This is a genomic window from Streptomyces calidiresistens (assembly GCF_014141525.1).
Taxonomy (GTDB): Bacteria; Actinomycetota; Actinomycetes; order Streptomycetales; family Streptomycetaceae; genus Streptomyces; species Streptomyces calidiresistens.
In genome coordinates, this window is sequence record NZ_VKHS01001579.1 from 1 (window position 1) to 432 (window position 432).

Here is a 432-nt window from a genome sequence, read left to right on the forward strand (position 1 = left end):
CCCCGGCCCCCGACTCCCCCCGCACCGCCGGTGAACCCGACGCGTGGGCCATCGCCTGCGCGGAGGACCTCGCCGAGCAACGGGCCAGGAACCGGGCCCGCTCGGGGCCGCTGCCCGGTGAGGGCGCCGAGCACCTGCGGCGCATCGCCGATCTCCTCACCGACGGGGTGAGCCGGCTCGGTGGCGACGCCGCCCGGGTGGCGCGCGGCGCCCGCTTCGCCCTGGACCCGGTCATCGAGCGCAACGGCCCCGCGCTGGACCATCTCGCACGGGCGGGAGGGGAGTTGGCGGCGGCCCTGCGCGGTTTCCTCGATCCCGGCCCCTCCGTGAACACCCCGCCGCGCGGCGGTGACGCCCCGACGACCGGCCCGGGAACGGGCGCCGAACCGGCCCCGGGGGCCCCCGGGGCGGATCGGGACGCCGGGGAGGGCC

General features: G+C 80.3%; 1 protein-coding gene. It reads left to right on the top strand.

The annotated features are described in order from the left end of the window. On the top strand, nucleotides 1-432 hold a 432-nt coding region (locus FOE67_RS28350), incomplete at both ends, for a DUF5304 family protein (protein WP_182667638.1).